19 protein-coding genes and 2 tRNA genes are annotated in these 23532 nt (G+C 71.2%); 14 read left to right on the top strand and 7 right to left on the bottom strand.

The genetic code is table 11. The features are described from left to right. Window positions 1-888 precede the first annotated feature (888 nt). The 8 genes from ACIPEQ_RS03165 (at window position 889) to ACIPEQ_RS03130 (ending at window position 9350) form a co-directional block, all read left to right on the top strand. Window positions 889-2505: an ABC transporter substrate-binding protein gene (locus ACIPEQ_RS03165; RefSeq protein WP_402714023.1), complete on the top strand. Its 1617-nt coding sequence runs from the start codon at window positions 889-891 to the stop codon at window positions 2503-2505. 84 nt (window positions 2506-2589) lie between these two features. Next, the gene (locus ACIPEQ_RS03160) at window positions 2590-3696 is read left to right on the top strand and encodes an ABC transporter permease (RefSeq protein WP_209676864.1); all 1107 of its coding nucleotides are present in this window, start codon (window positions 2590-2592) and stop codon (window positions 3694-3696) included. Window positions 3697-3698: 2 nt separating this feature from the next. After that, window positions 3699-4694 (top strand): ABC transporter permease, encoded by a 996-nt coding sequence (locus ACIPEQ_RS03155; RefSeq protein ID WP_126891456.1) that lies wholly within the window; start codon window positions 3699-3701, stop codon window positions 4692-4694. Beyond that, window positions 4691-6376 (top strand): ABC transporter ATP-binding protein, encoded by a 1686-nt coding sequence (locus tag ACIPEQ_RS03150; RefSeq protein WP_402714022.1) that lies wholly within the window; start codon window positions 4691-4693, stop codon window positions 6374-6376. Before ACIPEQ_RS03155 ends, ACIPEQ_RS03150 begins: the two co-directional genes overlap by 4 nt. A 142-nt stretch (window positions 6377-6518) precedes the next feature. Further along, complete coding sequence (locus tag ACIPEQ_RS03145) at window positions 6519-7451, top strand: ATP-binding cassette domain-containing protein (RefSeq protein ID WP_402714021.1); 933 nt, start codon at window positions 6519-6521, stop codon at window positions 7449-7451. After that, entirely contained in the window at window positions 7448-8470 is a 1023-nt protein-coding gene (locus ACIPEQ_RS03140) for a D-isomer specific 2-hydroxyacid dehydrogenase family protein (RefSeq protein ID WP_402714019.1), read from the top strand. Before ACIPEQ_RS03145 ends, ACIPEQ_RS03140 begins: the two co-directional genes overlap by 4 nt. A 139-nt stretch (window positions 8471-8609) precedes the next feature. After that, a tRNA-Asn gene (locus ACIPEQ_RS03135) sits at window positions 8610-8682 on the top strand. A gap of 137 nt (window positions 8683-8819) precedes the next feature. Further along, a complete protein-coding gene (locus ACIPEQ_RS03130) occupies window positions 8820-9350 on the top strand; it encodes a hypothetical protein (protein ID WP_402714017.1) in 531 nt (176 codons plus the stop codon). Between the two features lie 68 nt (window positions 9351-9418). Here the strand turns inward: ACIPEQ_RS03130 and def are convergent, their stop codons facing one another. After that, entirely contained in the window at window positions 9419-9994 is a 576-nt protein-coding gene (gene def / locus ACIPEQ_RS03125) for a peptide deformylase (protein ID WP_250367616.1), read from the bottom strand. Between the two features lie 39 nt (window positions 9995-10033). On the opposite strand from def, the gene ACIPEQ_RS03120 reads away from it, so the two are divergent. From ACIPEQ_RS03120 to ACIPEQ_RS03095, 6 genes are all read left to right on the top strand, one after another. Next, window positions 10034-10945, top strand: coding sequence for a DMT family transporter (locus tag ACIPEQ_RS03120; protein WP_402714015.1), 912 nt, complete (start codon window positions 10034-10036; stop codon window positions 10943-10945). 156 nt (window positions 10946-11101) lie between these two features. Then, complete coding sequence (locus ACIPEQ_RS03115) at window positions 11102-12322, top strand: glycosyltransferase (RefSeq protein WP_402714013.1); 1221 nt, start codon at window positions 11102-11104, stop codon at window positions 12320-12322. Window positions 12323-12335: 13 nt separating this feature from the next. Continuing rightward, a tRNA-Ile gene (locus ACIPEQ_RS03110) sits at window positions 12336-12412 on the top strand. 22 nt (window positions 12413-12434) lie between these two features. Then, window positions 12435-13562, top strand: a complete 1128-nt coding sequence (locus ACIPEQ_RS03105) for an AI-2E family transporter (RefSeq protein ID WP_250367614.1) — start codon at window positions 12435-12437, stop codon at window positions 13560-13562. Continuing rightward, window positions 13559-14377 (top strand): DUF1684 domain-containing protein, encoded by an 819-nt coding sequence (locus ACIPEQ_RS03100; RefSeq protein WP_402714010.1) that lies wholly within the window; start codon window positions 13559-13561, stop codon window positions 14375-14377. Before ACIPEQ_RS03105 ends, ACIPEQ_RS03100 begins: the two co-directional genes overlap by 4 nt. A gap of 182 nt (window positions 14378-14559) precedes the next feature. Beyond that, a complete protein-coding gene (locus ACIPEQ_RS03095) occupies window positions 14560-15039 on the top strand; it encodes a DUF3145 domain-containing protein (RefSeq protein WP_402714211.1) in 480 nt (159 codons plus the stop codon). Window positions 15040-15503: 464 nt separating this feature from the next. Here ACIPEQ_RS03095 and ACIPEQ_RS03090 read toward each other — a convergent pair whose 3' ends face one another. The 6 genes from ACIPEQ_RS03090 to aceE form a co-directional block, all read right to left on the bottom strand. Next, complete coding sequence (locus ACIPEQ_RS03090) at window positions 15504-16748, bottom strand: beta-ketoacyl-[acyl-carrier-protein] synthase family protein (protein ID WP_402714008.1); 1245 nt, start codon at window positions 16746-16748, stop codon at window positions 15504-15506. A gap of 89 nt (window positions 16749-16837) precedes the next feature. Next, on the bottom strand, window positions 16838-17086 hold the full coding sequence (locus ACIPEQ_RS03085) for an acyl carrier protein (protein WP_058729431.1): 249 nt from the start codon (window positions 17084-17086) through the stop codon (window positions 16838-16840). 92 nt (window positions 17087-17178) lie between these two features. Further along, window positions 17179-18234: a beta-ketoacyl-ACP synthase III gene (locus tag ACIPEQ_RS03080; RefSeq protein WP_402714006.1), complete on the bottom strand. Its 1056-nt coding sequence runs from the start codon at window positions 18232-18234 to the stop codon at window positions 17179-17181. After that, on the bottom strand, window positions 18231-19223 hold the full coding sequence (locus ACIPEQ_RS03075) for an ACP S-malonyltransferase (RefSeq protein ID WP_402714005.1): 993 nt from the start codon (window positions 19221-19223) through the stop codon (window positions 18231-18233). Before ACIPEQ_RS03075 ends, ACIPEQ_RS03080 begins: the two co-directional genes overlap by 4 nt. 129 nt (window positions 19224-19352) lie before the next feature. Then, on the bottom strand, window positions 19353-20582 hold the full coding sequence (locus tag ACIPEQ_RS03070) for a CdaR family transcriptional regulator (protein ID WP_137767110.1): 1230 nt from the start codon (window positions 20580-20582) through the stop codon (window positions 19353-19355). A 7-nt stretch (window positions 20583-20589) separates the two neighbouring features. Continuing rightward, complete coding sequence (gene aceE / locus ACIPEQ_RS03065; protein ID WP_250367609.1) at window positions 20590-23334, bottom strand: pyruvate dehydrogenase (acetyl-transferring), homodimeric type; 2745 nt, start codon at window positions 23332-23334, stop codon at window positions 20590-20592. Between the last annotated feature and the right edge of the window lie 198 nt (window positions 23335-23532).

The following is a 23532-nucleotide window of genomic DNA, read 5'->3' as shown; positions in this document are numbered from 1 at the left end:
GGTCGTCGCCCGGCCGATCGTGCTGTCCCTCATCGTCGCGCGACTTGCCGAGTGCGGTCGATCTGGTTGCACGACTCGCCGCCGCGACTCGAACTGAGCGGCAGGTCGTGCGACCAGGACGCGAGCACCCTCGACGGGCGCCGAGCGGGCAGGACACGCCGCGCGTGTGACGTCGGGCGGGTGGGACGTGTCGACCGGGGAGGTCGAGCGTGACAGATCTCGCCCGCTCGGCGGCCCGCTCGGCGACCCGCTCGGCGACCGGCAGCCCGCCTTGGCCTTCGGGCGCTGAGCGGGCAGGACACGCCGCGTGCGTGCCGGCGCGCGGGTGCGAGGCGTCGGGCGGAGGCGTCGATGGTGACAGATCTTGCCCGCTCGGCACGCCGCCGCCGGCCGCTCGTTCGGGTCGCACGACGTGCCGCGCGCGGTCGTCCTGGTCGCACGACTCGCCGCTGCGACTCGAACTGAGCGGCATGTCGTGCGACCGCAACTCGTGCACGGCCTCCTGCGCCGCGGCCGACGGACGCTGAGCGGGCAGGACACGCCGCGTGCGTGCCGGCGCGCGGGTGCGAGGCGTCGGGCGGAGGCGTCGAGCGTGACGGATCTTGCCCGCTCGGCGCACCCGGGTCGAGCCAGGCACACCGGGTAACCCGCAGCGGCCCGCCCTGACGCCCGCGTTGCACCACGCAACATTTCTGCGCGACACGCCGCACGGCGACGCGCGCATCATGCGTCACGCGGCCCGATCGCGCATTACAAGGGTGTAAACAAATGTCCCTCGAATCGTGGAGTTCCGTGTCAGGGTGGTACCAATGAGCGTTCCCGGCGGGCCTCACAGCGATCGACCGCCCGCCGCGAACCCCTTGCGAACCAACAAGAGAGAGAGCGGACATGGCATCCGTGACCAAGTGGGGTAGGCGCGGCATCGCGCTCGGCGCCGGAGTGGCAGCGACGGCGCTGGTGCTCACCGGCTGCGCGAGCAGCAGCGTCTCCGACACCGAACTGAACGGCCTGAGCATCGGGACGACCGACAAGGTCACGTCCCTCGACCCGGCCGGGTCCTACGACAACGGCTCCTTCGCCGTCCAGAACCAGGTGTTCCCCTTCCTGATGAACACCCCGGTCGGCAGCCCCGACGTGAAGCCGGACATCGCCGAGAGCGGCGAGTTCACGAACGACACCACGTACACGGTGAAGCTCAAGAGCGGGCTGAAGTTCGCAAACGGTCACGACCTGACCTCGAGCGACGTGAAGTTCTCGTTCGAGCGCGAGCTGAAGATCAACAACGAGAACGGCCCGCAGTCCCTGCTCGCCAACCTCAAGAGCATCGACACCCCGGACGACACGACGGTCGTGTTCAACCTCGACCACGCCGACCAGACCTGGCCGCAGGTGCTCTCGAGCCCCGCCGGTCCGATCGTCGACGAGCAGGTCTTCTCCGCCGACAAGCTCACGTCGGCGGCGGACATCGTCAAGGGCAACGCGTTCGCCGGGCAGTACGAGATCACCTCGTACAAGGAGAACGACACGATCCAGTACAAGGCGAACCCGAACTACGACGGGCTCCTGGGCAAGGCGAAGACCGACGCGGTCACCGCCAGCTACTACACCAAGGAGACCGACCTCAAGCTCGCCGTGCAGAAGGGCGACGTCGACGTGGCGTACCGCTCGCTGACGCCGACCGACATCGCGGACCTCCGCAAGGACGACTCCGTCAAGGTGTACGACGGCCCCGGCGGCGAGATCCGCTACCTGGTCTTCAACTTCAACACGCAGCCGTTCGGCGCGAGCCAGTCCGACGCGGACGAGGCGAAGGCCCTCGCCGTGCGCGAGGCCGTCGCGGACGTCGTCGACCGCGAGAAGATCGCGAAGGACGTGTACAACAACACGTACTCGCCGCTCTACTCGATGGTGCCGGACGGCCTGACGGGTGCCGCGAAGCCCTTCGAGGAGATGTACGGCAACGGCAGCGGCGGCCCCGACGTCGACAAGGCGAAGGAGACCCTGTCGAAGGCGGGCGTGTCCGGCAAGGTGCAGCTCGACATCCAGTACGCGCCGGACCACTACGGTTCGACCTCGGATGACGAGTACGCCGAGCTCAAGACGCAGCTCGAGAACTCGGGCCTGTTCACCGTGAACATCCAGTCGACGGTCTACACGACCTACGCGCAGGAGCGCACCAAGGACGCCTACCCGGTGTACCAGCTGGGCTGGTTCCCGGACTTCTCGGACGCCGACAACTACCTGTCGCCGTTCTTCACGAAGGACAACTTCGTGCAGAACCACTACGACGACGCGGAGATCCAGAAGCTCATCTCCGAGGAGCAGCAGGAGTCCGACAAGGACAAGCGTGCGGACCTGATCGAGCAGGCACAGGAGCGCGAGGCATCGCAGATCTCGACGCTGCCGCTCCTGCAGGGCAAGTCCGTCGCGGTCGCGGGCAAGGACGTCAAGGGCCTGACCCTCGATTCCTCGTACAAGTTCCGCTACGCGACCCTCTCCAAGTAACACCGGCGTCGGCCCACGGGGGCGTTCCCAGGAGGAGCGCCCCCGTGACCGCGTCCCGAACGGCACCGAAAGGCACCCGTCCCCGTGACCCTCAGCACCCCCGAGGCGACACCGGAGCTGGCCACCGACCCCACCAAGCCCCAGGCACAGCGACGTGCCCGCGGGCAGGGCGGCGGACTCGGCCGGTACATCCTGGTCCGCTTCCTCCTCATCTTCCCGACGGTCTTCATCCTGGTGACCCTCGTCTTCTTCCTGATGCGCGTCATCGGGAACCCGATCACCGCGTCGGTCGGTGGCCGGCTCACGCCGACGCAGCTGCAGGAACGCCTGCACGCCGCCGGGTACGACCGCCCGGTGGTCGTCCAGTACCTCGAGTACCTCGGCAACATCGTCCGCGGTGACTTCGGAACGACGTCGACCGACAACCGGCCGATCACCGAGATCATCGTCACGTACGGCGGTGCGACCGCGGAGCTCGTCTTCTACGCGCTCATCGTCGCGCTGGTGCTCGGCATCCCGCTCGGCATGCTCGCGGCGTACGTCCGTGACAAGTGGCCGGACGTGCTCTTCCGGGCGCTCGCGATCCTGACGTACGCGACGCCGGTGTTCTTCGGCGGTCTGCTCCTGAAGCTCGTCTTCTCGGTCTGGCTCGGCTGGCTCCCGCTCGGCGACCGTGCGTCGACGCGGGTGTCGCTCATCCTCGACAACATCCCCGGCGCGTCCGGCATCTACATCATCGACGCGCTCCGGACCGGCAACGCGCAGGTCATCGGCGACGTGCTGTCGCACGCGGTCCTGCCCGCACTGACGCTCGGCCTGCTCACCGCCGGCATCTTCCTGCGGCTGGTGCGCGCCAACATGATCGGCACGCTCGGTTCCGAGTACGTCGACGCGGCCCGCTCGCGCGGCGTCCGGGAGGCGCGGCTCGTCCGGACCCACGCCTTCCGTCCGGCGCTGGTCCCGATCATCACCGTGATGGGTCTGCAGATCGCGATGCTGCTGGGTGGGTCGGTCCTCACCGAGACCACCTTCGGCTGGCGCGGGCTCGGCTTCGAGCTCAACCAGTACCTGTCGGCCCGCGACTTCGTCGCGGTGCAGGGCATCGTCGCGATGCTCGCCGTCATCGTCGCGGTGACGAACTTCGTCGTCGACGTCGTCGCGGCGCTCATCGACCCGAGAGTGAGGTTCTAGCGATGGCCGACACCTCGCTCGTCGACCGCCACGAGCCGCTCTGGAAGCGGCTGCCCGTGGTGGTCCAGCTCCGCAGGAGCACCGGCTGGCAGCGCGCCATGCTCATCACCGGCGTGGTCATCTGCGCCCTGTACCTGATCGTCGCGATCGCCGCGCCGCTCATCGCCCCGTACGGCTTCGGCCAGCTGCAGGGTGCCGACGGCCAGGGCTTCCCGCGCACTGCGCCGCCGAGCCCCGAGCACGTCTGGGGCACGACGGTCGGTGGGTTCGACGTCTTCAGCCGCGTCGTCTTCGGCGCCCGCACGGCGGTCCTCGTCGTCATCGTCGCCGTGGTCGTGTCGATCACCATCGGTGTGATCCTCGGCATGGTCTCCGGCTACATCGGTGGCTGGCTGGACCGGATCCTCGTCGTGGTGGCGGACGCGATCTACGCGTTCCCGTCGCTGCTGCTGGCGATCGTCGTGTCGATCGTCATCTCGGGCGGCAACTCCAGCTACTCCGGCGGCATCATCGCGGCGGCCATCTCGATCACCGTGGTCTACGTGCCGCAGTACTTCCGGGTCGTCCGCGCCGAGGCCGTCCGCCTGAAGAACGAGGCGTTCGTCGAGTCGGCGCGTGTCCTCGGCACGAACCCGTGGCGCATCATGACCAGGCACGTGCTCCGGAACTCCACCCGGAGCCTGCCGCTCATCCTGACGCTCAACGCCAGTGACGCGATCCTGACCCTGGCCGGCCTGGGCTTCCTCGGCTTCGGCATCGGCCCGACCAGCGGTGCCGAGTGGGGCTACGACCTCAGCCGTGCGCTGTCGGACGTCGCCTCGGGTGTCTGGTGGACGGGTGTCTTCCCGGGCGTCGCCATCGTGGTGCTCGTGCTCGGCGTGACCTTCATCGGCGAGAGCCTGAACGACATCTCGGACCCGCGCCTCCGCGCACGCCGCCGCTTGAAGCAGCTGGTGTCGCGCAAGCAGGCCGCCAGCACGGAAGGGGCGACGGCATGACCGACGCGACCACCGACCCGCAGAACGAGCCGGTCGCCGTCGTCGACGACCTGACCGTCACGTTCGCCACTGACAACGGCGCCGTCGACGCGGTCAAGGGCGTCAGCCTCGACGTCCGCCCGGGGGAGGTCCTCGCCCTGGTCGGCGAGTCCGGCTCCGGCAAGTCCGTCACGGCGCGGAGCATGCTCCGGCTGATGCCCGAGACGGCGACCCTCGGCGGCGCCGTGTACCTCGACGGCACCGACGTCGTCAGCGTGGGCGCCGCGAAGCTCCGGGAACTCCGCGGTACCGCGGGCGCGATGGTCTTCCAGGAGCCGTCGACCGCCCTCAACCCGGTCTTCACCGTCGGGTGGCAGATCGCCGAGGGACTCCGCGCCCACGGCGGCGTCTCGAAGAAGGAGGCGCGCGCCAAGGCGATCGACTACCTGCGCCGCGTCGGCATCCCCGACCCCGAGACCCGTGTCGACCACTACCCGCACCAGTTCTCCGGCGGGCAGAAGCAGCGCGTCGTCATCGCGAGCGCGCTGGCCCTCGAGCCGAGCGTCATCATCGCCGACGAGCCGACCACGGCCCTCGACGTGACGGTGCAGGCCGAGATCCTCGACCTGCTCCGCCGGTGCCGCGACGAGTTCGGCGCGGCGATCGTCATCATCACGCACAACATGGGCGTCGTCGCCGACCTGGCGGACCGGGTCGCCGTGATGTACCAGGGCGAGGTCGTCGAGGAGGCCCCGGTCGCGCAGCTCTTCGCGGCCCCGCAGGCCGACTACACGAAGCGCCTGCTCGCCGCGGTGCCCCGGCTCGAGGCGTCCACCGGCGCCGCCCGTCGTGCCGCGATCGCGACCGACGTCGAACCGCTCGTCAGCGCGAAGGGGCTCGAGATCGAGTACCCCGGCCGCCTGGGCGCGCACGCGTTCAAGGCCGTGAAGGGCGTCGACCTCGACATCCGACCGGGCGAGGTCCTCGGCCTGGTGGGGGAGTCCGGCTCCGGGAAGACCACCATCGGCCGGGCGATCGCCGGTCTGACGCGCATCACCGGCGGCTCGCTGAACGTGCTCGGGACCGAGATGCTCGGGTACCGCGAACGGGACTTCAAGCGGCACCGCAAGGACATCGGGTTCGTGTTCCAGGACCCGGCGACCTCGTTCAACCCGCTGCTCACGATCGCCGAGTGCGTCGCCGAGCCGCTCGTCGTGCACGGCGAGGTCGCGAACCCGCGAGCCGCCCGGAAGCGCGTCGGCGAGCTGCTCGAGATGGTGCAGCTGCCGGCGTCCTACGGCGACCGCTACCCGCACGAGCTGTCGGGTGGTCAGCGGCAGCGTGCGTCGCTCGCCCGGTCGATCGCACTCCGCCCGAAGCTGCTCATCGCGGACGAGCCGACCAGTGCGCTCGACGTGTCGGTGCAGGCCCGCGTGCTGGAGCTCTTCCTCGAGCTGCAGCAGGACCTCGGCTTCGCGTCGCTGTTCATCAGCCACGACCTCGCCGTGGTCGGCGCGCTGTCCGACCGCATCGCCGTGCTCTACCGCGGTGACCTGGTCGAGACGGGCACCACGGCCGAGGTCCTCGGCGCGCCGCAGCACCCCTACACGCAGCGTCTGCTCGCGTCGCTGCCGGTGCCGGACCCGGCGGAACAGGCCGAGCGACGGCGTACGCTGGTGGAACTGGAGAACGCCGGGTCCTGACCCGACGCGACCAGCCTGGAGGCGCGACCCGCGTCGTCGACGCACGCCGCGCCTCCAGGCCGGTCCCCTCCACGGCACCACAGACGACGCGACACCGGTCCGTCGCGACACCGCCGCCAGGGGGCGGCGCGGAAGGGGACCCATGATCGCGGTGAACGGCCCGGCGGTCGTCGCAGACGACGTCTCGATCGAGTACCGGGGCGTCCGTGGCTCGGAGTCGATCCGGGCGGTCGACGGGGTCAGCCTGACCGTCCGCCAGGGCGAGATCCTCGCGCTCATCGGCGAGTCCGGCTCCGGCAAGAGCACCTTCGCCGCCGCGATCGCCGGCCAGCTCGGTGCCACCGGCGAGGGCGAGGGGGCGCACCGCCGGCAGATCGTCGGCGGCGAGCTCACCGTGCTCGGGCAGCAGGTCCGCGGGCTCCGTCCGTCCTCGCGCAAGGCGCAGCGGCTGACCGGCCGGATCGGGTACCTCCCGCAGGACGCCGCCGACCGGATGAGCCCCGACCTGACCGTCGGCGAGGCGATCGCCGAACCCATCTACGTGCGCGACCGTCGGTTCGACCGCCGGGAGGCCGGGCTGATGGTCGCCCGGCTGGTCGACGCCGTGCACCTGCCGCTCGGCATCATGCGTCTGAACACGTGGGAGCTGTCGAGCGGCCAGCGGCAGCGCGTGGCCCTCGCGCGTGCCCTGATCCTCGAGCCGCAGCTCCTCGTCGCCGACGAACCGGCGCGCGGCGTCGACGTCCTGGTCCGCCAGTCGGTGCTCGAGGCGCTGACGAACCTGCAGCGTGGTCGACAGTTCTCCGCCGTCGTGGTGTCGAGCGACCTCCGCGAGGCCCGGGCGCTCGCGGACCGCGTCGGCGTGCTCGCGGAGAGCCGCCTGGTCGGCCTCGGCACCTTCGACGAGGTCCTCGACAACCCCGTCGACCCGTACGTGCAGACGCTCGCCGCGACCGCCTCCCGCCCGGTGAAGCGCCGCAGCCCCGCGACGGGCGCGCCGCGCCGCTCGTCCGCACCCCGTCGTCCGGTCGGGGCCGGAGCCGGATCCCGTACCGACCGTCAGGAGAACGCATGAGCACCAGCACCGCAGCCGACACGGCGAGCGGACGGGGACACCGCGCGGTCGTCACGGACGCCGGCGCACCGCTGCCCGTCGACCCGCCCGAGGCCGGACCGGTCGCGATCCTGCCGACCGCGGCCGACCTGCACGCGGACGCCGTCCGGGACGCCGGCGGGACGGTCGGTGCGCTCGACGCGGACACGCGGGGGATCGTCTGGCTCGACGCGCGCGACCCCGACGGGCTCGAGGCCGCGTTGGCCGACGCCCCGGGCGTCGGCTGGGTCCAGCTGCCGTTCGCCGGTGTCGACGCCTTCGCGCACCTGATCCAGGAGCACGGCGACCGCGTGCTCTTCACCTCGGCCAAGGGGGCCTACGCGGAGCCCGTCGCCGAGCACGCCCTCGCGCTGACGCTCGCGACGCTCCGGGTGCTGCAGAAGCGCGCCCGGGCGACGTCCTGGGCGACCGAGCCCGAGGGTGTGTCGCTCTACGGGCGGAACGTCGTCGTGATCGGCGCCGGTGGGATCGCCCTCGAGTACATCCGGCTCGTCGCACCGTTCGAGGTGTCCGTCACGGTCGTGCGCCGCGCGGCCGACCCGGTCCCGGGCGCGGACCGCACCGTCACCACCGAGGAACTCGACGAGGTCCTGCCCGACGCCGACGTCGTGGTCGTCGCGGCCGCCATGACGTCGGGTACCGCGAAGCTGTTCGACGCACGCCGCTTCGCGCTGATGAAGCCCTCGGCGCGCCTGGTGAACATCGCCCGCGGGGGACTGGTCGACACCGACGCGCTCGTCACCGCACTGCGCGAGGGCACCATCGCCGCCGCGGGTCTCGACGTGACGGACCCGGAGCCGCTCCCCGACGGGCACCCGCTGTGGGACGAACCGGGTGCGATCATCACGCCGCACCAGGCGGACACCCCGGACATGGTGGCGCCGCTGCTGGCCGAGCGGGTCCGCACCAACGCCGCGGCGTTCCTGGACGGCTCCGGGGACGGGTTCGTCGGCGTCGTGGACCCCGTCGCGGGGTACTGACCGCCGACCGCCGCGACGGTCGTCCGGTGTGCACTCGTCGCGCGGCGCGCCCGGGATGCGCGGCCGATGCGCGGGGCGGGCTCCGGGTGCTGCTATGCTGTTACCCGTTGTTCGCAAGACATTCGCCAGCGGACAGTGATCCTCGATAGCTCAATTGGCAGAGCAGCCGGCTGTTAACCGGCAGGTTGTTGGTTCGAGTCCAACTCGGGGAGCAAGCAGAGCGAGACAGGCCCCCACCGTTCGCGGTGGGGGCCTTCCGCGTTCCCGGGGTGAACCAGCGGCGTCCGACGTGTTCGGCTTCCGGCTGGCTCGCAGGCGCCGTCCGGTCGGAGGCTGTTAGCGTTCACAGGTGATCACCGTGCGCCGAACCCTCGCCGCGGTGGTCGTCGTCCTCGGTGCGGCGGGGCTCGCCGCCTGCACCACCGGGCAGCCGGAGCCGGAGGACTCGCTCGACACCGCAGCACGGTCCGAGGTCTCCGCGACGGGCAGCGCCCCGATCGTCTTCGCGTTCGTGTGCAGCGACGCCGCGGCCGGCAGCAGTGGCTCCGGCAGCGACGCGACGGGCGACGACGCCGACGGCACGGCCGAGCGGTACACGACCTACGCCGCGGTGTGGGAGGCCGAGCGCACCGACTGCCGGGCCGAACGCATCACGGGCACCGAGATGTCGGCGCAGCAGCGGGCCGCGGTCCGGGCGGCCGACGGCTCCGCCACGCTCCAGGAGCTCGCGGCGACCTGCGCGGAGCGCGGGGCGTCGCCGTGGCGGGACGGCGTCACGACGCCGGACCAGGCCGACCTGGCAGCGGGACTCGTCGCGTACTGCCCGGGACACCCGGACCGCGACCGCCTGCAGGAGGCGTTGACGGCGTACCGGGCCTGAACCGGGCCTCCAGGCCGATGCCGGTTCCGGTTCCGGTTCCGCGGAGTGCGCGGCAGCCGCTCGGGTGGTCAGCCCTCGGGGTGGTCGCGTCCGGGCAGCCAGGACTTGCCGGGCCCGCCCCAGCTGCTCTTGCGGATCGCCTTCGCGACCTGCTTGCCGTACGGGTGCACGAGCCGGTCCGCGTAGAGGTAGCCGTCGAGGTGGTCGTACTCGTGCTGGAAGACGCGGGCGAGCCACCCGTGCGCCTCGATCTCGAAGGGCTCGCCGTGCTCGTCGACCGCGCGGAGCAGGACGCCCTCGGCGCGGCGGAGCGGGAAGCGCTCGCCCGGGATCGAGAGGCAGCCCTCGGACTCCTCGTCCTCGTCGAGCTCCTCGACCGACTCCGGCACCGGCGGCGTGGTCCAGAGCACCGGGTTGACGGCGACCCCGCGGTGCAGGACCTCGTCGTCGTCGGTCCACGAGTACACGAACAGCCGCTTGCCGACCCCGACCTGCGGACCCGCGAGACCGACCCCGGGGGCCAGGTCCATCGTCTCGTACATGTCCTGCACCAGGGCGCGGAGGTCGTCGTCGAACTCGGTGACCTCGGTCGCGCGCTCGTGGAGGACGGGTTCGCCGGTGATGCGGATGGGGAGGACGGGCATTCACCCAGGTTATCCGGCGAGGACCGGTAGCCTCATCGCGTGACGACGGACCTCCCGATCCCGGACGCGGTCAACCTGACACCGTTCCAGGCCCTGATGATCCCCGTCGCGCTCGTCGGCGCCGTCTTCCTCTCGCTCGGGGCACAGTTCCAGAGCCGCGGGGTGCAGCGCGTCGAGGCCCGGCTCGGACGGCAGTCGAAGGGGCTGTCGGTGCGGCACGTCCTCGGGCTGCTCGGCAGCGGCTGGTGGGTCCTCGGCACGCTCATGCTCGGCCTGGCCGTCGTGCTCCAGCTCATCAGCATCACGAACGCCCCGCTCATCGTGGTGCAGCCGCTCGGCGCCGTCGCGCTCGTCATCACCACGTGGTTCTCATCGCGCTCCTCCGGAGTCCCGCTCGGGCAGCAGGCGCGACGGGCGGTCTGGACCTGCATCGTCGGTGTCGGGATCTTCGTCGGCATCGCCGCCGTGGTCGGCCGCGAGAGCGCGATCACCCACGAGCAGCTCGTGACGATCCTGGTGGTGCTCGCGATCGTCCTGGTGGCCGTGTTCCTGTCGTTCCGCTTCGCGGCGAAGCGAGCGAGCGCCATGTACTACATCGTCGTGGCCGGGGTGCTCTACGGCTTCGTCGCGACGCTGGCCAAGGTCGTGCTGAACCGGTTCCTGCACGGCACGTTCGACTGGCTGACCGCGATCGCCGTCGTCGGGGTGATCCTCGCCGCGGTGCTCGGCGGGTACTTCGTGCAGAACGCGTACTCGAGCGGGTCGGCCGACCTGGTGATCGCCGGCCTCACCGTCATCGACCCGATCGTGGCGGTGGGCATCGGAGTCATCGTGCTCGGCGAGGCGGCCGGGGCGCCGTGGATCGCGGTGGTCGGGTTCCTCGTGGCCGCGGTGATCGCCATCACCGGGGTCTTCCTGCTCGCCAAGCACCACCCCGAGACGCGGCGCTGACGGCGCCCGCCGTCGGCGCTCGCTGACGTCGGTCGCCGCGGGTGCACGTCGACGTCGGTCGCCGACGGCTCCGGCGGTCGTCCGCGAGGCTGACGCGCGCGCTCGGGACCGTGCGGTACCGTCGAGGCCCGACCAGCAACCGCCCACGAGAGGACGATGCCAGCCGTGTCAGAGGACGCCACCACCGCCACCGCCGAGTCGACGGGTGCGACGGGCGGATCCCGGCCGCTGCGGGTCATGATCGCGGCGGACACCTTCCCGCCGGACGTCAACGGTGCCGCCACCTTCGCCGAGCAGCTCGCCGTCGGCCTCGCCGAGCGTGGGCACGAGGTCCACGTCGTCGCCCCGGCCTCGAGCGCCCACCACGGCACCTTCGACGAGGAGCACCGCGGTGTCGTGCTCACCGTGCACCGCCTCAAGTCCTACAAGTGGCCGTGGCACGCCTGGCTCCGCTTCGTGTGGCCGTGGAGCGTCCGGAAGTGGACGGGGCCGATCCTCGACGCCGTCCAGCCGGACGTGCTGCACATCCAGTCGCACATCGTCATCGGGCGCGGCATCGTGCAGGAGGCCCACGAGCGCGGCATCCGCATCGTCGGCACCAACCACTTCATGCCCGAGAACCTGCTCGAGTACGTGCCGTTCGGCCGCCGCACGCTGCCGATCGCGCTGAAGATCGCGTGGAACGACGCCGCCAAGACCTACCGGCTGGCCGACGCCATCACGACGCCGACGGTGCTGGCCGCGGACTACCTCCGCGAGGCCATCGCCGGGCAGCAGGTCCTCGCGATCTCCTGCGGCATCGACGCATCGCGGTACACGGCCCGCAGCGGCCGACCCGCGGGGAACGACATCGTGTTCGTCGGCCGGGTCGCGCCGGAGAAGAACCTCGACGTGCTCGTGCGCGCGCTCCCACTGCTGCCGAGCGAGCTGCGCGCGACGCTCACCATCGTCGGTGGCGGCGAGATGATCCCGAAGCTGAAGGCCCTCGTGCAGGAGCTCGGGCTCGAGGACCGGGTGCGCTTCGCCGGGTTCGTCTCCGACGAGGCCAAGCGGCAGGCACTCACGAACGGCACCGTCTTCGCGATGCCGTCCACGGCCGAGCTGCAGAGCATCTCGTCGCTCGAGGCGATGGCGTCCGGGCTGCCGGTGGTCGCCGCCGACTCGATGGCGCTGCCGCACCTGATCGACGGCAACGGGTACCTGTTCACCCCGGGGGACGTGCAGGACCTCGCGGCGAAGCTCGCGCAGGTGCTGCAGGCGTCGGACACCGACTACCAGGCGATGCGGGAGCGCAGCCTGGCCATGATCGAGGCACACGACATCAACCGCACGCTCGCGACGTTCGAGTCGCTGTATCGTGGGGAGCCGGTGGCCTGACGGTCCCCGACGAGGGGCGGTAGCCAAGCTGGTCAAGGCACTCGGCTCATAACCGAACGATCGCGGGTTCAAGTCCCGCCCGCCCTACCAAGCCAGAAAGGCCGGCCCGCCCGTGCACCTGCCCCGACGACGAGACGTCCCCGAGGACCACGCGCCGACCCCGAACGTGACGTTCGAGGCGACCCGGGCCGGCACCGGTGTGCGCGTCAACGCCTTCCGCATCGGGTTCATGGGGGCCCTCGGCGTGCTCATCGCGCTGCTCGCCGGCGTGATCGTCCAGCAGCTCAGCACGGTCCTGGTCTACATCGGCGTCGCGCTCTTCCTGTCGCTCGGCATCGACCCGCTGGTGTCCTTCCTCGAGCGCTTCATCCCGCGCTGGGTGGCGATCACCATCGTCGTCGTGGGCGTCCTGTCCGCCTTCGCCGGCGTGGTGTTCGCGGTCGTCCCGATCCTCATCCAGCAGGCGACGAACCTCGTCCAGAACTTCCCGGAGATCATCCAGGACATCTCGCGGCAGGAGTGGTTCCAGGACCTGTCGCAGCAGTTCTCCGGTGCGTTCGACGTGAACCACGCCCTCGAGTCGCTGCAGTCCTTCGTCGAGGACCCGGGCAACCTCCTCAGCCTCGGCGGCGGCATCCTGGCGGTCGGCAGCGGCATCCTGTCCGGGCTGACCGGCGCCGTGATCGTCATCATCCTGATGCTGTACTTCCTGGCGTCGATGCGGGGCCTGAAGTCGATGGCCTACCGCTTCGTCCCGGCCACCCGTCGCCAGAACTTCGTCGACGTCAGCGAGCAGATCACCCAGGCCGTCGGTCGCTACGTCGTCGGTCAGATCAGCCAGGCGCTCATCAACGGCATCCTCAGCCTGGTGTTCCTGCTCGTCATCGGTGCGCCGCTGCCGGTGCTGCTGGCGACCTTCGCGTTCCTGGGGTCGCTCATCCCGCTCGTCGGCACCCTCGCCGCGGCGGTCGTCATCTCGCTGCTCTGCCTCTTCGCCTCGCCGGCCACCGCGCTCGCGGCCGCGATCTACTACCTCGTCTACATGCAGGTCGAGGCCTACCTGATCTCCCCGCGCATCATGTCGCGAGCGGTGCAGGTCCCCGGTGCCCTCGTGGTCATCGCAGCGGTCGCCGGCGGCACGATCGGCGGTGTCCTCGGAGCACTCGTCGCCGTGCCGGTCGCCGCCTCGGTGATCATCATCGTGCAGAAGGTCATCTACCCCCGCCAGGAGCAGTCGTGAGCGCGGCCGAGCCCGACCTCTCCGCGCACGTCGCCGCTCGCGACGCCTGGGCCCGGAGCGCCCGTGGCCCGCTCGCCCTGGTGAACGCGCAGCACGTCGACCGCCCGCAGCCTGTGTGGCCCGTCGCCGGGCAGTGGGCACCGGCTCCGGGCGGCCTCACCGTCACCGCGAGCGCGTCGGACGGCGTCGTGGTCGACGGCGTCCCGGCGGAGGGCACGGTCCTGGTCGCCGGGGACACGGCGGTCGTGCCCTCGACGGTCGCCTTCGCCGACGGGCTCGCCGGCACGGTGCAGGGTTCGACCCTCCGGGTCTGGGACCCGGCCTCCGACGCGGTCTCCCGCTTCGCACGCATCGACCGCTTCGCCCCGCGGTCGGGCGGGTGGGTCACGGTGGGCAGGTACGAGCCCCGGTTCGGCCTGGAGGCACCCGGTCACCTCACCGACGCCGCCGGCGACCCCCTGCCGGTCACCGGCACGGTCGAGACCACCGTCGACGGCGTCCCCGTGCGACTGACCGCGGTCCGGTCTGCGCCGTTCCACGGCCGTCCGCGGCTGCAGCTCATCGTGCAGGACGCGACCAGCTCCTTGCCGGAGGACGACCCGGGCAGCTCCTACTCGATGGGCCGCTTCCTGTACCTCGACGAGCCCGACGGCGCTGGCGACGTCGCTCTCGACTGGGAGCGACTCGTGCTCCCGCCCTGCGCGTTCTCGTACCAGTACGCCTGCCCGGTGCCCCCGGAGGAGAACCGCATCCCGGTCGCACTGACCGCGGGGGAGCGCCACCCGGTCGACGCCGCCGGAGCCGTGCTGCACTGACGCCCGCAGGTCTGCTGCTCGGCGGGTGTGGCGTTCCCAGCGCAGACGCTGCATAATGGGCGTGTCCGCAGGGACATCACAATCTGATACCGATGGTTCCGCTACCGGGACTCCGCACCACAGGTCGATGGGGAAGTCGCACCTGACGAAGCGGAGGAATCGTGAACGGAACGACGACAGGAGTGCTCTACGTGCACTCCTCACCACGCGCGCTCTGCCCGCACGTCGAATGGGCGGCCGGTCGCGCGATGAGCCGCGCCGTGAACTTCTCGTGGCTCGACCAACCCGCGCTCGACGGATCCCGTCGGACGGAGTTCACCTGGACCGGGCAGGTCGGCACCGGCGCGGCCGTCGCCTCTGCCCTGCGCGGGTGGGAGCACCTGCGCTTCGAGGTCACCGAGGAACCGACGGCGCAGTCCGACGGCGGCCGGTGGATGCACACGCCCGACCTCGGCGTCTTCTTCGCGCAGACCGACGTGTCCGGGAACATGGTCGTCCCCGAGGACCGCGTGCGCTACGCCATGGAGGTCGCCGGCAGCAACGCCCTCGAACTCCACCGGGAGCTCCGACTCGCCCTCGGGCAGGCCTGGGACGACGAGCTCGAGCCCTTCCGGCACGCCGCCGAGGGCAACCCCGTCGTCTGGCTGCACCGCGTCGGCTGACCGCACCCGCCTCCTCCGCAGTACCTCGGACGCCGCCCGCTCCCTCCGGAGCCGGCGGCGTCCGTCGTCCCCGGGAGCGCGCGTCGTCCTCGGCCGTCCCGAGCGGTTGCGATCCGGCCCGCTCGGCGCGTCCTGCCGACGATCCGCGCGCGCACGCCGCTCGTGAGCGGCATGTCCTGCCCACTCGCCCCTGGTGCGGGCCGGCCTTCCGTCGGCCCCGACTCGCGCGAGCGGCGATCTGATCGGGTGCGATCTGGCCCGCTCGGACCGTCCGGCCGACGATTCGTGCGCACACGCCGACCGTGAACGGCGTGTCGCGCCCACTCGAGTGACGGGGGCACGCCACGCGGGCACCGGGAGCGCCGGGGCGGGCAACAGGGGCGGACGCAGCCCGGGACGGACGGAGGCCCGCCCTGCGGACGCAGGACGGGCCTCCAGGCCGACGCGGGGCCGGCGACGACGGATCAGGCCGTGCGGAACGCCACCACGGCGTTGTGCCCGCCGAACCCGAACGAGTTGCTCACGGCGAGCAGGTCGCCCGCGGGCAGCTCGCGCGGAGCGGTCGCGACGTCCATCACGATCTCCGGGTCCTGCTCGGTCAGGTTGATCGTCGGCGGTGCGACGCGCTCGTGCAGCGCCATGACGGTGAACGCCGCCTCGATCGCACCGGCCCCGCCGAGCAGGTGACCGGTCGACGCCTTGGTCGCCGAGACGACCACGTTGTCGAGGTGGTCGCCGAAGACGCGGCGCATGGCGTGGTACTCGGCCACGTCGCCCACCGGGGTGGAGGTGGCGTGTGCGTTGACGTGGACGACGTCCTCGCGGGAAGCGTCGGCGTGCTCGAGCGCCGTGACGACCGCGCGGGCGGCGGCGCTGCCCTCGGGGTCCGGTGCGGTGATGTGGAACGCGTCCGAGGTGATGCCGGCACCGGCGACCTCGGCGTAGATCGTCGCGCCGCGGGCCTCGGCGTGCTCCTTCGACTCGAGGATCAGCGCTGCGGCACCGTCGCCGAGCACGAAGCCGTCCCGCGTGACGTCGTACGGACGCGAGGCGGTCTCGGGGGAGTCGTTGCGTCGCGAGAGCGCCTGCATCGAGGCGAACGCGGCGAGGGGCAGCGGGTGCAGCGCGGCCTCGGCGCCACCGGTGATGACGATGTCGGCGTCGCCGTCGGCGATGTGGCGGTAGGCCTCGGCCAGCGACTCGGTGGACGACGCGCAGGCGGAGAGGTACGTGCGTGCGCCACCACGGGCGCCAAACTCCATCTCGATGGCGGCGGCGGGGCCGTTCGCCATGAGCATCGGGACCGTCATCGGCAGGACGCGACGCGGGCCCTTCTCGCGGAGGGTGTCCCAGGCGTCGAGGAGCGTGTTGACGCCGCCGATGCCGGTGGCCCAGTCGACGATGAGGCGCTCGGGGACGACGGTCTCGGGGTCGATGCCGGCGTCGGCCCAGGCCTCACGCGCGGCGACGAGGGAGAGCTGCGACGACGGGTCGAGGCGCTTGGCCTCGGGACGCGTGAGCTGGTCGGTGAGGAAGCGGCGTGCCTGGCCGGCGAACTCGACGGGGATCTCGAGGTCGGCGTAGCGCTCGTCCTCGATGCGGGTGATGCCGGACTTCCCGGCGAGCAGCGCCTCCCAGGTCTCCCGGGCGGTCGCGGCGAGTGGTGTGATCGCACCGATCCCGGTGACGACGACGGTCTTCTTGGTCATGGAACGACGTGTTCTTTCGTGTGGGAGGAACGAGGTGAGCGCCGCGGCCCGCGGGGTGTGCGCGGTCCGCGGCGCTCAGGAAGCTCGCGTCAGGCCTGGGCCTTGGTGATGTAGTCGACGGCGTCGCCCACGGTCTTGAGGTTCTTGACCTCTTCGTCCGGGATCTTCACGTCGAACTTCTCCTCGGCGTTCACGACGATGGTCATCATCGAGATCGAGTCGATGTCGAGGTCGTCGGTGAACGACTTGTCGGCGGCGACGGTGTCGGTCGCGATGCCGGTCTCGTCGTTGATCAGCTCGGCCAGGCCGGCGAGGACTTCTTCGTTGGACAGGGCCATGGGTGTTCTCCTTGAGGGGGGTGTCGTTTGACCGTGGACCAGCCTAGGGCACGAGTGGTACGGGTGCCCGGAGCCGAGCCGGGATGGTGGGACTAGGGGAGGACGACGACCTGCGCGCCGAACACGAGACCGGCACCGAAGCCGATCTGCAGCGCGAGACCGCCGGAGAGCTCCGGGTGCTCCTCGAGCAGGCGGTGCGTGGCGAGCGGGATGCTCGCGGCGGAGGTGTTGCCGGTGGTGGTGATGTCGCGGGCAATCGTCACGGTGTCCGGCAGGCCGAGCTGCTTCGCGAACTCGTCGATGATGCGGATGTTCGCCTGGTGCGGCACGAAGGCGGCGAGGTCCTGTGGCGCGACGCCGGCGGTCTCGAGCGCCTGGCGTGCGACCTTGACCATCTCCCACACGGCCCAGCGGAAGACCGTCTGACCGGCCTGGCGCATCGTCGGTCGCGGCGCGCCGGCGGCCCACTCGTTGTAGGTCGCCGTCATGCCGATGGCGTCCCACTTCGAGCCGTCCGAGCCCCAGATCGTCGGGGCGATGCCGGGGAAGTCGCTCGGTCCGACGACGGCCGCACCCGCACCGTCGCCGAGGAGGAACGAGATCGAGCGGTCGGTCGGGTCGACCACGTCGCTGAGCTTCTCGGCCCCGACGACGAGCACGTGGTCGGCCAGGCCGGACTTGATGAACGAGTCGGCCTGGGCGATGCCGTACGCGTAGCCGGCGCAGGCCGCGCTGACGTCGTAGGCCGCGGCCGGCGTCGCACCGATGCGTTCGGCGAGCAGGGACGCCATGGAGGGCGTCGCGACGGTGTGGGTGACGGTGCTGACGAGGACGACACCGATCTGGTCCGGCGTGATGCCGGCCTTCTCGATGGCCTCGCGCGCGGCTGCCTCGGCGAGGTCGACGGCCTCGACGTCGGCACCGGCGCGCTTGCGGGTGACGATGCCGGTGCGCTGGCGGATCCACTCGTCGGACGAGTCGATCGGGCCGACGAGGTCGTCGTTGGGGACGACGTGCTCACCGCGGGCGGCACCGAAGGCCAGGATGCGGGTGTACTCGTGGCCGCGACGCTGCTGCAGCACCGGACGGGAGGCGCGGGGCGCGTCCGTCCCGTCGGCTGCGGGGGACGGCGTGGTGGCGTCGGTCATGCGGTTGCGTCTGCTTCCTCGCTCGCGGGCTGCTGGCCTGCGGGCTGCTCGGTCGACGTGCCTGTGGCCTCGGCGTCGCGCTCGAGGAGCTCGATCGCGGCGGGCAGGTCGTCGGGGGTCTTCACGGCGACGGTGGGGGTACCGCGCAGGCCGCGCTTCGCGAGCCCGACGAGCGCGCCCGCCGGCGCGAGTTCGATGATGCCGGTGACGCCGGCGGCGGAGAACGACTCCATGACGGCGTCCCAGTGCACGGGATTGGCGACCTGGCGGACCATCAGGTCGACGAAGTGTCGGCCGTCGTCCACGCGGGAGCCGTCGGCGTTCGTCCAGATCGGGAGCTCGGGGTCGTGCGCGGTCGTCGCCGCGGCCACGGGCGCGACGCGGTCGACCGCCGGGGCCATGTACCGCGTGTGGAACGCGCCCGCGACCGCGAGCGGGACGACCCGGGCGCGCGCCGGCGGTTCGGCGGCCAGTGCGGCGATGCCCTCGGCGGGACCGGCGACGACGGTCTGACCCCCGCCGTTGTGGTTGGCGGCGACGAGACCGTGCTGCTCGAGGGCTGCGGCGACGGCTTCGGCGTCGCCACCGAGCACGGCGGCCATCGAGGTCGGCTCGAGTGCGGCGGCGTCGGCCATCGCCCGGCCGCGCTCGGCGACCAGCGCGACGGCGTCGGTGGGCTCGAGGATCCCGGCGACGCCGGCGGCGGTGAACTCGCCGACCGAGTGTCCGGCGACCCCACCGACCAGGGCGCGGCGGCCGTCGGCCAGCAGCGCGTCGGCGGTCACGAGCCCGGCCGCCACGATGAGCGGCTGGGCGAGGGCGGTGTCCTTGATGGTGTCGGCGTCGGAGGTCGTGCCGTGCTCGACGAGGTCGACGCCGATCGCCTCGGACCACGCTCCGACACGGTCACGGACGGCGGCGTCCTCGAGCCAGGGGGCGAGGAAGCCGGGGGTCTGGGAGCCCTGTCCGGGCGCGACGACGACGATCACCGGTCAATCCTTGCCGTCACGGCCGATCCGGTCCGTGTGGACATCCGACAGCGATCCGGCGAGGACGTTGTGCGATCCCTACCGTGGGCGATCGTCGGCGCGGTCGTCCGCACGCTCGTGGCGCGGCCCTCAGCGACGGTTCGGCAGGCGGCGTCGGCCGGCGTTCGACTCGGACATCGCCCCGAGGATGAGCGCGGACTGCACGATCAGGGCGTCACGCGCGTGGGTGGCGTCCCACCCGATGACGTCGGCGACGCGGCGGAGCCGGTAGCGCACGGTGTTCGGGTGCACGAACAGCTCGCGCGCCGTCGCCTCGAGCGACCGGCCGGTGTCGAGGTAGCACCAGAGCGTCTGCAGGAGCTCGGTCGACTGGTCCTTGAGGGGGACGTAGATGCGCTGCACCAGGGCCGACCGGGCGAGCGGGTCACCCGCCAGGGCCCGCTCCGGCAGCAGGTCGTCGGCGAGTGCCGGACGGGGAGCACCGCGCCACGCCCGTGCGACGGCGAACCCGGCGAGGGCGCCCTTCGCACTGGTCGAGGCGTCGACGACCCCGGGGACCTCGTTGCCCAGCACGAGGTGTCCCTCGCCGAACGACGGTTCCAGGGCCTGGGCGATGGCGGTGAAGGACACCGGTTCCTCGCCCTCGGGCACGTCGTCACGCGGGGTGGCACGGCCGATGACGACCACGAGCCGGGAGCCCTGGACCCCGATGAGCACGTCGGCGTCCATGTGTCGGGCGGTGCGGCGGATCTGGTCGACCTCGAGCTGCTTCGGCGCGTTGCCGACCAGGACCGCGACCTCGCCGTGGCCGTGCCAGCCGAGGGCCGCGATGCGGGAGGGCAGCTCGTCGTCGTACTCGCCCGACAGGATCGAGTCGACGACGAGCGCTTCGAGCCGGGCGTCCCACAGCCCGCGGGCCTCGGCGGCACGCGCGTAGACGTCGGCGGCCGCGAAGGCGATGTCCCGCGAGTACTTCAGGATCGCCTCCTGCAGCATCTCGTCGTCCTTCGCACGCTCCTCGACGACGGTCACCACGACGCGGATGAGCTGCAGCGTCTGCTGCAGGCTCACCGAGCGGAGGAGTTCACGGGGTGCGGAGCCGAAGACGTCGGCGGCGGCGATCCACGGGGTCGACGCGGTGCCCTCGAGCCAGGAGATGAACGACGTGATGCCCGCCTGGGCGACGAGCCCGACGGCGGACCGCCGCCCCGGCGGCATCTCGCTGTACCAGGGCAGCGTGTCCTCGAGCCGCTTGATCGTCGCGGTCGAGAGTTCGCCCGACACCTGCCGGAGCCAGGAGAGCGCGCGTTCGCGCTCCCTCTCCTGGCTCGCGGCAGGGGCGGTGCGGGGTGTGCTCACCGGCGGATCAGGCCTCTCCGCCGGCGCTGCCGGTGGTCCCGGCGTTGACGTCGTGCAGGCGGTACTTGTCGATCGCCTGCTGGACGACGGCGTGGTCGACCTTGCCCTGCTTCGCGAGCTGCTGCAGCGTCCGCACCACGACCGAGGGGCCGTCGATGTGGAAGAAGCGGCGCGCCGCCGGACGGGTGTCCGAGAAGCCGAAGCCGTCGGCGCCGAGCGTGGCGTAGTCGGTCGGCACGAACGGGCGGATCTGCTCCTGCACGGCGTGCATGAAGTCGCTCACCGCGACGACCGGGCCCTCGGTGCCGAGCAGCCGCTCGGTCACGTACGGGGTGCGCGGCTGCTCGTTCGGGTTCAGGAACGCCTGCTGCTCGGCGTCGAGGCCGTCACGGGTGAGCTCGCCCCAGCTCGTGACGCTCCAGACGTCGGCGGACACGCCCCAGTCCTCGGCGAGGAGCTGCTGCGCCTCGAGGATCCACGGCACCGCGACACCGGACGCGAGCAGCTGGGCCTTCGGCCCGTCGTGCTCGCTCGGCTTGAGCAGGTACATGCCCTTGACGATGCCCTCGACGTCGACGCCCTCGGGCTCGGCGGGTTGCACGAGCGGCTCGTTGTAGACCGTCAGGTAGTACATGACGTTCGGGTCGTCGTGGGACGGCGAGCCGTCCTCGTTCGTCCCGTACATGCGCTCGAGACCCGACTTGACGATGTGGCCGATCTCGTACCCGTACGCCGGGTCGTAGGAGACGACGGCCGGGTTCGTCGCCGCGAGGAGCGGCGAGTGACCGTCGGCGTGCTGCAGGCCCTCGCCGGTCAGCGTGGTGCGACCGGCGGTGGCGCCGATCATGAAGCCGCGGACCATCTGGTCACCGGCCGCCCAGATCGCGTCACCGGTGCGCTGGAACCCGAACTGCGAGTAGAAGACGTAGACCGGGATGAGCGGCTCGCCCTGCGTCGAGTACGAGGACCCGACGGCGGTGAAGGCCGCGAGGGCGCCTGCTTCGTTGATGCCGACGTGGATGATCTGGCCCTGCGGGCTCTCCTTGTAGGCCAGGAGCAGCTCGCGGTCGACCGACGTGTAGTGCTGGCCGTTCGGGTTGTAGATCTTCGCGGTCGGGAAGTAGGCGTCCATGCCGAACGTGCGCGCCTCGTCCGGGATGATCGGCACCACGCGGTTGCCGAAGTCCGGGGAGCGGAGCAGGTCCTTCAGCAGGCGGGCGAACGCCATCGTGGTGGCGACCTCCTGCTTGCCGGAGCCCTTCTTGACGACCTGGTACTTCGCGTCGTCCGGCAGCGTGAACTGCGTGTACTTCGTCCGACGCTCCGGCACGTAGCCGCCGAGCTCGCGGCGACGCTCGTGCATGTACTGGATCGCCTCGTCGTCGTGACCGGGGTGGTAGTACGGCGGCGTGTAGGGGTCCTCGTCGAGCTGCGCGTCCGAGATCGGGATGCGCATCTCGTCGCGGAACTGCTTCAGGTTGTCGAGCGTGAGCTTCTTCATCTGGTGGGTCGCGTTGCGGCCCTCGAAGCTCGGGCCGAGGCCGTAGCCCTTGACGGTCTTCGCCAGGATGACGGTCGGCTGGCCCTTGTGCTCGGTCGCGGCCTTGAACGCGGCGTAGACCTTGCGGTAGTCGTGGCCACCGCGCTTGAGGTTCCAGATCTGGTCGTCGCTGTAGCCCTCGACGAGCTGCAGCGCCTTCGGGTCGCGGCCGAAGAAGTTCTCGCGGACGTAGGCGCCGTTCTCGGCCTTGTACGTCTGGTAGTCGCCGTCCGGCGTCGCGTTCATCAGGTTGAGGAGCGCGCCGTCGGTGTCGCGGGCGAGCAGGTCGTCCCACTCGCGGCCCCAGACGACCTTGATGACGTTCCAGCCCGCACCGCGGAAGAACGCCTCGAGTTCCTGGATGATCTTGCCGTTGCCGCGGACGGGTCCGTCGAGGCGCTGCAGGTTGCAGTTGATGACGAAGTTCAGGTTGTCGAGCCCGTCGTTCGCCGCGACCTGCAGCTGCCCGCGCGACTCGACCTCGTCCATCTCGCCGTCGCCGAGGAACGCCCACACCTGCTGGTCGGAGGCGTCCTTGATCCCACGGTTGGACAGGTACTTGGCCTGCTGCGCCTGGTAGATGGCGTTGATCGGACCGATGCCCATCGACACGGTCGGGAACTGCCAGAAGTGCGGCATGAGGCGCGGGTGCGGGTACGACGACAGTCCGCCGCCGGCGTGCGACTTCTCCTGGCGGAAGCCGTCGAGCTGGTCCTCGCTGAGGCGGCCCTCCATGTAGGCACGGGCGTACATGCCGGGGGAGGCGTGGCCCTGGAAGAACACCTGGTCGCCGCCGGACGGGTGGTCCTGCGCGCGGAAGAAGTGGTTGTAGCCGACCTCGTACATGGCGGCGCTCGACGCGTACGTCGAGATGTGGCCGCCGACCGCGACGCCGGGTCGCTGGGCGCGGTGCACCGTGATCGCGGCGTTCCACCGGATCCACCGGCGGTAGCGACGCTCGAGTTCCTCGTCGCCGGGGAACTCCGGCTCGTCCTCGGGCGCGATCGTGTTGACGTAGTCGGTCGTCGGGACCATCGGCACGCCGAGGTGCAGCTCGTTCGAGCGCTTCAGCAGGCTCTGCATGATCTCGCGGGCCCGCTGGTGGCCGTGCGTCGCGACGAGCCCGTCGAGCGACTCACGCCACTCTGCGGTCTCCTCGGGGTCCTGGTCGGTCCCTGCGGTGCTGCGCGGGTCCTGGTCGTTCACCGTCACCCTTGACCTCGTTCGTTCTCGTGGTGGTGGACATGGGGGCCACCGGTGGTCGGGTCACGACCGGATGGGGCCCACACCACCTTAGGCCCCACGACCGACCCGCTGGCTGATGGTGACGTGCAGGTGGACGGGTACTTGCGTCCTGGTGACGTCGGCGTACGATTGCCGATCGTGCACGCGCGACCCGCACGTGCACAC

This window comes from Curtobacterium sp. NPDC087080, assembly GCF_044745105.1.
Classification (GTDB): domain Bacteria; phylum Actinomycetota; class Actinomycetes; order Actinomycetales; family Microbacteriaceae; genus Curtobacterium.
The sequence above is the reverse complement of the archived record's forward strand: the minus strand, read 5'-3'. Positions and strand labels throughout refer to the sequence as shown.

What these genes read in the sequence shown, in the direction of transcription:
- ACIPEQ_RS03165 (WP_402714023.1), top strand. Translation starts at nt 889, where the DNA reads ATGGCATCCGTGACCAAGTGGGGTAGGCGCGGCATCGCGCTCGGCGCC.
- ACIPEQ_RS03145 (WP_402714021.1), top strand. Translation starts at nt 6,519, where the DNA reads ATGATCGCGGTGAACGGCCCGGCGGTCGTCGCAGACGACGTCTCGATC.
- ACIPEQ_RS03140 (WP_402714019.1), top strand. Translation starts at nt 7,448, where the DNA reads ATGAGCACCAGCACCGCAGCCGACACGGCGAGCGGACGGGGACACCGC.
- ACIPEQ_RS03155 (WP_126891456.1), top strand. Translation starts at nt 3,699, where the DNA reads ATGGCCGACACCTCGCTCGTCGACCGCCACGAGCCGCTCTGGAAGCGG.
- ACIPEQ_RS03150 (WP_402714022.1), top strand. Translation starts at nt 4,691, where the DNA reads ATGACCGACGCGACCACCGACCCGCAGAACGAGCCGGTCGCCGTCGTC.
- ACIPEQ_RS03080 (WP_402714006.1), bottom strand. Translation starts at nt 18,234, where the DNA reads ATGACCGACGCCACCACGCCGTCCCCCGCAGCCGACGGGACGGACGCG.
- def (WP_250367616.1), bottom strand. Translation starts at nt 9,994, where the DNA reads ATGCCCGTCCTCCCCATCCGCATCACCGGCGAACCCGTCCTCCACGAG.
- ACIPEQ_RS03115 (WP_402714013.1), top strand. Translation starts at nt 11,102, where the DNA reads ATGCCAGCCGTGTCAGAGGACGCCACCACCGCCACCGCCGAGTCGACG.
- ACIPEQ_RS03085 (WP_058729431.1), bottom strand. Translation starts at nt 17,086, where the DNA reads ATGGCCCTGTCCAACGAAGAAGTCCTCGCCGGCCTGGCCGAGCTGATC.
- ACIPEQ_RS03090 (WP_402714008.1), bottom strand. Translation starts at nt 16,748, where the DNA reads ATGACCAAGAAGACCGTCGTCGTCACCGGGATCGGTGCGATCACACCA.